The organism is Paenisporosarcina sp. P5_A11, assembly GCF_056400705.1.
The window spans coordinates 1-7,332 of sequence record NZ_JBFUKT010000163.1 but is presented as its reverse complement, the minus strand read 5'-3'; the positions used below and the strand labels follow the sequence as shown (position 1 = coordinate 7,332).

Here is a 7,332-nt window from a genome sequence, read left to right as displayed (position 1 = left end):
GGAAATAAATCCAGACAGTGTTCAAATTAAATTAACAGATGGTGAAATCACTGCATTTGAAATTCAAGAAATTCAAGAAATTTGGTGGAGAGGAAAAATACTTCCTACTCGAATGTAAATGAAGAAAAGGCATCCATTAGTTCCAATGGATGTCTTTTTGTATGAAAAAAAGTAAAACATAATCTTCATTTATTTATTTTATTAATTTTCCGAAAAATGATTCATACTTCCAATTATTCGACACAAACTACTATCATTGCAAAAATCAAGCCCGACTTCCTGTTAAAGGAAATCGGGCTTATTAGACACTGCACGCTTGACTTGTTTATTTTTTATTCACAAACATCAAGAAATACGTCTGCCACACATTCAATGCCACAGAAGCAATTCAAGTCAACAGTAACACAGCTGCTAGAAAGTCGGAAATTACGAACTTTACAAATTTTTCTTAAATCCAATTTATCGCCTTCACAATTCAAAAGATCAACTTCTTTATGATGGTGATCCAATGGCTCTAATACACGAAGAGTTGCACAGCAACCATCGAATACGTCTTCTACACGGAAGAATACGGAGAAGCAGTCACAGTCATGTTGGTCATTGTCACGGAAAAAAGCTTTGAATGGCGTTCCATCATCAGTTAATAACATAAATACACGAGTATCAGCTTGATGACGTGACGGACTTACTAAACTACCAAGTGGCTCTAAGAAGCAATTCGTTGGACACACCGGACAATCGTTGTCCACTACGGCATCTTGAATGTCTTTAATCGCTCGCACTACGTCACAAATACATTGGTCTTTCTTCTTGAAGCCTTGAACAGATGATGTTGATTCCAAGTTACGTCCACATCCCATTTTGTTTTCACCTCGCTAACTTTCAAAGTCTTTATACTGTATGTCGATTGTGTTCGAACAACAGGGCGGGTCAACCAATTCACACATAAACTTTCCCAAAAACACCATACTAGGATAAAAGGTGAGAATATGATGAAAAAATTATTGTTCATAAGCTTGATTTTATTAGGAGTAGCGGGTTGTTCAGAAGAATTCAAAGTTTCGACTTATCATGTTGATGATGATCAGCAGGAAATTGAAACACTTACAAAAGTCTTTAAAGACAATCAAAATTTAAGTGAAGCAGCTGCAGTATTTTTTGACCATCAACTTGTCGTTTCAGTGCAAGTACAGCAGATGTCTAAATTTAAAAAGGAAAAAATTAGAAAATCAATAGAAGAAAAAGTGGAATCTGCGTTTCCAGATCATGATGTTTATGTATCAAGCGATTTAAAAATCACGTGGGAATTAAAGAAAATTATTGATGAACAACCAACCGCTGATGAATTAAAAAAGGATTTAAAAAAAGTTAAGGCACTTGCAAAGGAGGAAACGTAATGGACGCTGAATCATATCAAAAAACCGTAGATCAAATAGCACCAAAACGTCCAGTCCTCTTGAACTGTATGAAGGCTTTTCTGACAGGTGGAATTATTTGTGCAATTGGCCAACTCGTTTCTTTTGTATTCATGCACTTTTTCTCATTTACAGAACGAACAGCGAGTAATCCTTCAGTAGCAACAATGGTTTTTCTCTCAATGGTACTAACGGGTTTTGGGATCTACAAAAAAATTGGTCAGTTTGGGGGAGCAGGCTCTGCAGTTCCAGTTACAGGATTTGGTAATGCGGTAATCTCTGCAGCCATAGAACATAAATCAGAGGGATTTATTCTTGGTGTCGGAGTTAACATGTTTAAACTTGCTGGACCAGTCATTGTATATGGAGTATTCTCAGCATTTGTCGTAGCGCTGATTAAAACTATATTAGTCAAAATGGGGGTAATCTCTTGGTGAAAAAAACGGGTACGTACCAATTCGCCTCTAAGCCAAGTATTGTATCAACCGCAGTTTCGGTTGGGCCACTTGAAAAAGTTAGTCCATTTCATCCGCATTTTGACTTTATTTATGAAGATGAACGAATTGGACAAGAAACGAATGAGAAAGGTCATTCTCAATTAATAGAAGATACGTGTAACATGGCGGTGACGAAAGGCGGATTTCAGCTACAGGATATCGACTTATTACTTGCCGGAGATTTAGTCAATGAGATGACACCTACAAATTTTGCCGCCCGTCAATTAGCGACTCCGTTTATGGGGATGTTTTCAGCTTGTGCTACGAGTGTTTCTTCTCTCATAACTGCAAGCTTTTTTCTCGAGACCAAACTTATGGACAAAGTAATGTTTGGCGCAGCAAGTCAGCACAATGCAGTTGAACGCCAATTCCGCTTTCCGATAGAATATGGAGCACAAAAACCACCTACTGGTCAATGGACTGTTACAGGGGGAGGTTACGGCATACTTTCTCATCATCAAACTGGTAAACCATATGTTCAGTCTGCCACAATTGGTCAAGTGATGGATTGTGAATGTACAGATCCTCTGGATATGGGAAGTGCGATGGCACCAGCAGCTTTTGATACAATTCAAAAACACTTAGCTCAAAATAAGGGTACGTCCTATGATTTTGTCATGACAGGTGATTTGGGGAAAAATGGATTTTCTATTCTTCAGGAATTAATTAAATCGAGTGGAGTTTCATCGTATTTAGTTGATAATTATCGTGACGCTGGAGCTGAATTTTACGGTAATGAAGAGAAATTTTTATCAGGAGCTAGTGGAGCTGGTTGTTCGGCAACCGTATATTATGGTCCTATTTATGCAGAGTTATTAGCTAGAAAATGGAAAAAAATACTTCTCGTAGCAACAGGTGCTTTACTATCCCCATTATCATTTCAACAGGGTGAAACCATTCCGTGTATTGCCCATGCTGTTGAATTGTCGATGGAATGAGGTGACAATATGATTGTTTCTGTAATTATTGCTTTTATTGTTGGAGGACTCGTTTGTGTAATTGGCCAACTACTTTTTGATGTGGCGAAATTGACCCCTGCGCATACATTAAGTTTAATGGTAGTTATTGGTTCAGTTCTCGATGGATTTGGTTTATATGAGCCCTTTATTGACTTTGCAGGTGCTGGCGCAACCATTCCAATTACTTCTTTTGGCAATTCACTGACGCATGGTGCTTTGCAAGAGGCAGAGAAACATGGATTTATTGGCGTATTGACAGGTATGTTTGAAGTAACTAGTTCAGGAATCAGTGCTGCTATTATTTTTGGAGTGATTGCTGCTATTCTTTTCAAATCTAAAGGAAAAGTGTCCTGAGTAAAGTGCCCTTGTCATTTGAACCTATTAGCATATTCTAGGTCGAATGGGAAGGGAGGAAGTAGTATGTACACATGTAGTAATTTTGCGGTAATTATCCAACTCGTGAACCTTTTTAAGGGTCAACATTTGTCCTCATCGTCATACTATTTATCCTATTAATCATTGTAGGTAGTAGGTTTAAGATAGGAGGAAAACAAATGCACGATTCATTTTTTAAGAAAATCGAGCAAAAAACAGGTGTATCTATGGATGAGGTTTACACTTTAGCGAATGCCATCCAATATGCTGATTTTTCAGATGAAAAACAAGTTAAGAAAATTGTTCGTAAAGTATCTAAGATTGCAAATAAAACCATTTCAAAAGAAATGGAAGATCAAATCGTAAAATCAGTTGTTACTAAAGGAAATAAGCTAAATTTAAACGAAATTGCGAATATGATGAATCAGAAAAACGAATAAAAAAAACACTTGTTCATTTTTGAACAAGTGTTTTTTTAACGATTATAGATTTTTTTGCATAGCACGATGAGGAATACCCGCATCCATAAATTCAGGGGATGTAATTTGATAAAGGAGTTTTTCATAGAAAGGGACGGCATAAGATTGAGCATTTAATTTAACAGTCGTCAAACCAGCTTCTCTTGCGTATGTTTCCATTTTCTCCATAAGCAAATTGCCTAAATGCTGACCACGGAATTGTGGTAATACACAAACGCGTTCCACTTTTGCAATACCTGTTTCTGGTTGTCGAATACGTCCAGCCCCGATTGGCATTTCGCCGTCATATGCGACAAAATGAATGGCGGATTGATCATATTCATCTAATTCCAGGTGAACAGGAACATCTTGTTCTTCTACAAATACTTTTTGTCGAACATAAAAAGCATCTTCGCGTTCTTTTTCAGAGTCCACACGTTTAGCGGAAATCAAATCAGTTTTCAGCTCCATTCAAACGGAATGTTTCATATACCGTCCATGAGCCGTCTTCAAGTTGGTATAGCAAATGTAAGCGATCGATTATTTCTTCGTGATCCACACCGAACATTTTTAATTGTGAGTAAATGTCACCATGTTCTCCAGAATCCATTTTTTGTGCAATCGTAATATGTGGAACAAATGCATATTCTTTTTCACTACCTAAATTTTCTTTGTGCAAGTCATCATGTAATTTAAGTAATTCTTCCGTCTGAATAACTTTGAAGTAAATTGCATTTGTAACAGGAGCGAACGAGCTGATACTTGTTGTATGCAATTTGAAAGGTTTATGTTGATCAGTTACTTTCCTAATGTTTTTAGATAGTTCTTCAATTTCGTTATCACTTGCTTCAAAAACACCTTTAAGTGTCATGTGAGGAGTAATAAGCGCGTAATGTGGGTCATAACGTTTACGGTATGAGTTTGCCAGATCTTGTAGTTTTTTAGATGGGAATGCAACAACTCCATATTTCATCCTAAAAACCTCCTTCTTAGTTGTGTAAGTTCATACTTTTATTATAGCAAATTTTATGGGCTTGGCTTTATTTAAACGATTAGAGACTGAAATTCATTTTAATCGCCCGCTTTAAATCCGGTTGCCAATGCTTCCAAGTATGGTCTCCTTCAAATTCGTCATAGAATAGCGAAAATCCTTTTTCTTGCATCAATGAATTTAATTGACGATTAGGAATTAGGAAATTTTCGATTTGTCCATTTGTAGTTTTAACTTTATCTTCACCCGTCCCGATAATGTGATAAACCGAGAAAGAATGCGGTGTTCGAATATTTTCTACTTGAGATAATACTTCTTCATTCACCATCGGAGAGTGTAAAAGTACTTTCCCAAATATATTTGGATATTTTACCGCAGCGAGCAGTGATACAGTGGCTGCTAAAGAATCACCGATTAGTGCTCTACCCATTCCAATTTGATAAGTCGGGTATGTTTCATCTAAATATGGAACAAGCTCATGTGCAAGAAAACGCAAATAAGAAGAATGCTGTTCCCCTGAAGGATGGTATTTTTTGGTACGATCTTCTACGCTCTTATAAGGTATTCCTACAATGATTATATTTTCAATTTCTTTGTTTTCAAGTAGTTCATCTGCAACACGTGAAATACGACCTAATTGGAAGTAATCTTTTCCGTCATTTGCAATTAATACTGTATATTTATAAAGTGGTGAATAGTTTGCTGGTATATAAATCAGCAGTTGCATATCTTCTTGTAAGGCGTCACTGAATAGTGTGACGTCTTGAATTGTACCTTTAGAAATAGGTCAGGACCTCCTCAAATCTTGCTACAGAAATTGTACCATAATGGAGAGGGAAGGTATAATTATGAACAACAGCCAGAAAAGATGAAATGGAGATGACATCATGGAAAACAAAGGAGTTAGAGTTCACTCGCAACAAGTACTGCAGGCTACCAAATCAGCGTTGAAGCGTCGTGGTGTTTCGATTGAAGAAATAGCCAAAATCGTTTTAGAAATGCAACTAGCATACAATATAGGTCTAACAATAGATCATTGTATAGAGTCAGTTGAAAGTGTATTAAAAAAGAGAGAGATGCAACATGCAATTTTAGTAGGTATTGAACTTGATGAATTAGCTGAGAAAAAAATGTTATCCGCCCCTTTACAACAAATTGTTGAAGCGGATGAAGGACTATTTGGAGTGGACGAAACCATCGCTTTAGGTTCCGTGTTTACTTACGGTAGTATTGCGGTAACAACGTTCGGACACTTAGACAAAAATAAAATTGGCATTATAAAAAAATTAGATACAAAAATAGGCAACGGAGTTCATACATTTTTGGATGACTTAGTCGCAAGCATTGCTGCATGTGCTTCATCACGAATCGCACATCGAACAAGGGATCTTGAAGAGCATAATGAAACCTTTGCTGACATTGAACCAGAAGACACTGCACCTGAGTCAAACATCGAGGGTGCAACGACTTAAAAATAAACAAAAAAAAGATGAGATGGAGATTGACTCCATTCTCATCTTTTTTTGTGTAGTGCGTATGAGAAAAAGACTATAAGAGCATCCTTTATTTTATAAGTGAGCTAAAAGTATATAGAAACATCGAACTGAATAAACTGTTAAAGAAAATATTTATTTGGAAAGGGTGCATCCACTTGGAAGACCGATTAATAGAAAGTTTAGGGGAGTATTTCGTCTATCATAAAATCAGAGAGCGGTATGGCCTGACTTTTGAGCAATTTATTGAGAAGTGGGAGCGGGGAGTATGGAAAGCATAATCACCTCTCAGCCAAAAACATCACCTCATTTTAGAGATGATGTTTTTTTTGAGTAATTATTCAACTATCTATAATTTCTTATCGTAGTTTACCTATAAGAAAGAAAAAAGTATCATCTCCGAAGAGATGATACTTTTTTTGGAAGAATCTTTCGTTCCTTAAAGATTCTCGTGGGTTTGGCACCCAATGATTCCGACTGGTCTGGTATTAGTGATACCCATCAAAATGGTGAACTATTAAACAATCGGTATTATTGGAAGCCAAAAACTCATTACTTACTAGCGTAGTATAACATATGTGAAAGACACGCACAATAGGATATACACGAAATCCTATGATTAGTCTTTTCTGAATTTGAACAGACTTCGCGATTTTTATGACTTATAATTTCTTTTTGTAGGGTAGTCTACTTCAATAAACAAGGTATAATAAAATGTAAGGAACATTAAAACTATATGACGTATGATTAAAAATAAAAAAACCAAGTTTTCATGTCAAGGGGGAAAAATGAACTTTCTATTGATATTTATTATTGTTGCTATCATCGTTGGTATTGCTCTTGTAGTAACATTGTTAATTACAAAGGATTCAGACTCGATTTATAGTGGGAATAAAAGTATTAGTGATCAGCTTTGGATATATATTGCTTCAATTCCAGTACTAGCAATTATCGCATTAATTTATTGGATTATTAAAAATTAATTAACGTTTTAAAGTTTTGAAACTCATTTATGTTATTGAAGTGGATGCCGTGTAAATAGGCAATGTTATAGGAGGTTTTTAGATGGATAATAATGATATATTAATTAGATTAAGATATGCTCTCGATATAAAAAATAAAGATATGGTAGAGATATTTAAAC

12 protein-coding genes and 1 pseudogene are annotated in these 7,332 nt (G+C 36.0%); 9 read left to right on the top strand and 4 right to left on the bottom strand.

Annotated features, from left to right (window positions below; translation table 11 throughout):
* Nucleotides 1-332: 332 nt before the first annotated feature.
* Nucleotides 333-860 (bottom strand): CotY/CotZ family spore coat protein, encoded by a 528-nt coding sequence (locus AC1DOS_RS16255; protein WP_477538335.1) that lies wholly within the window; start codon nucleotides 858-860, stop codon nucleotides 333-335.
* A 132-nt stretch (nucleotides 861-992) separates the two neighbouring features.
* Here AC1DOS_RS16255 and AC1DOS_RS16250 point away from each other — a divergent pair, with 132 nt between their 5' ends.
* From AC1DOS_RS16250 to AC1DOS_RS16225, 6 genes and pseudogenes are all read left to right on the top strand, one after another.
* Nucleotides 993-1,397 carry a YhcN/YlaJ family sporulation lipoprotein gene (locus AC1DOS_RS16250; protein ID WP_477538334.1) on the top strand — a complete coding sequence of 135 codons (405 nt, stop codon included), beginning with the start codon at nucleotides 993-995 and terminating at the stop codon, nucleotides 1,395-1,397.
* A complete protein-coding gene (spoVAC, locus tag AC1DOS_RS16245) occupies nucleotides 1,397-1,852 on the top strand; it encodes a stage V sporulation protein AC (RefSeq protein WP_477538333.1) in 456 nt (151 codons plus the stop codon). Before AC1DOS_RS16250 ends, spoVAC begins: the two co-directional genes overlap by 1 nt.
* Entirely contained in the window at nucleotides 1,849-2,850 is a 1,002-nt protein-coding gene (locus tag AC1DOS_RS16240; RefSeq protein WP_477538338.1) for a stage V sporulation protein AD, read from the top strand. Before spoVAC ends, AC1DOS_RS16240 begins: the two co-directional genes overlap by 4 nt.
* Before the next feature lie 9 nt (nucleotides 2,851-2,859).
* Nucleotides 2,860-3,225: a stage V sporulation protein AE gene (spoVAE, locus tag AC1DOS_RS16235; protein WP_108584280.1), complete on the top strand. Its 366-nt coding sequence runs from the start codon at nucleotides 2,860-2,862 to the stop codon at nucleotides 3,223-3,225.
* A gap of 119 nt (nucleotides 3,226-3,344) precedes the next feature.
* Nucleotides 3,345-3,404 (top strand): annotated as a pseudogene (locus tag AC1DOS_RS16230) (YjcZ family sporulation protein); the annotation flags it as partial.
* Between the two features lie 21 nt (nucleotides 3,405-3,425).
* Nucleotides 3,426-3,686, top strand: a complete 261-nt coding sequence (locus AC1DOS_RS16225; RefSeq protein WP_477538332.1) for a stage VI sporulation protein F — start codon at nucleotides 3,426-3,428, stop codon at nucleotides 3,684-3,686.
* Between the two features lie 42 nt (nucleotides 3,687-3,728).
* Here AC1DOS_RS16225 and AC1DOS_RS16220 read toward each other — a convergent pair whose 3' ends face one another.
* The 3 genes from AC1DOS_RS16220 to AC1DOS_RS16210 all read right to left on the bottom strand — a co-directional run bounded on the left by AC1DOS_RS16220 (nucleotide 3,729) and on the right by AC1DOS_RS16210 (nucleotide 5,479).
* Nucleotides 3,729-4,157, bottom strand: coding sequence for a GNAT family N-acetyltransferase (locus tag AC1DOS_RS16220; RefSeq protein WP_477538331.1), 429 nt, complete (start codon nucleotides 4,155-4,157; stop codon nucleotides 3,729-3,731).
* 1 nt (nucleotide 4,158) lies between these two features.
* Nucleotides 4,159-4,677, bottom strand: coding sequence for a YjcG family protein (locus AC1DOS_RS16215; RefSeq protein WP_108584285.1), 519 nt, complete (start codon nucleotides 4,675-4,677; stop codon nucleotides 4,159-4,161).
* Nucleotides 4,678-4,756: 79 nt separating this feature from the next.
* Nucleotides 4,757-5,479 carry an alpha/beta hydrolase gene (locus tag AC1DOS_RS16210; protein WP_477538337.1) on the bottom strand — a complete coding sequence of 241 codons (723 nt, stop codon included), beginning with the start codon at nucleotides 5,477-5,479 and terminating at the stop codon, nucleotides 4,757-4,759.
* A 103-nt stretch (nucleotides 5,480-5,582) separates the two neighbouring features.
* Between AC1DOS_RS16210 and AC1DOS_RS16205 the strand changes: the two genes are divergently transcribed.
* From AC1DOS_RS16205 to AC1DOS_RS16195, 3 genes are all read left to right on the top strand, one after another.
* Entirely contained in the window at nucleotides 5,583-6,167 is a 585-nt protein-coding gene (locus AC1DOS_RS16205; protein ID WP_108584288.1) for a phosphatidylglycerophosphatase A family protein, read from the top strand.
* An 809-nt stretch (nucleotides 6,168-6,976) separates the two neighbouring features.
* A complete protein-coding gene (locus AC1DOS_RS16200) occupies nucleotides 6,977-7,171 on the top strand; it encodes a BshB3 potential contributor to bacillithiol synthesis (protein WP_108584289.1) in 195 nt (64 codons plus the stop codon).
* Nucleotides 7,172-7,253: 82 nt separating this feature from the next.
* The coding region (locus tag AC1DOS_RS16195; RefSeq protein ID WP_477538336.1) for a DUF1456 family protein at nucleotides 7,254-7,332 on the top strand (79 nt) is incomplete at its 3' end.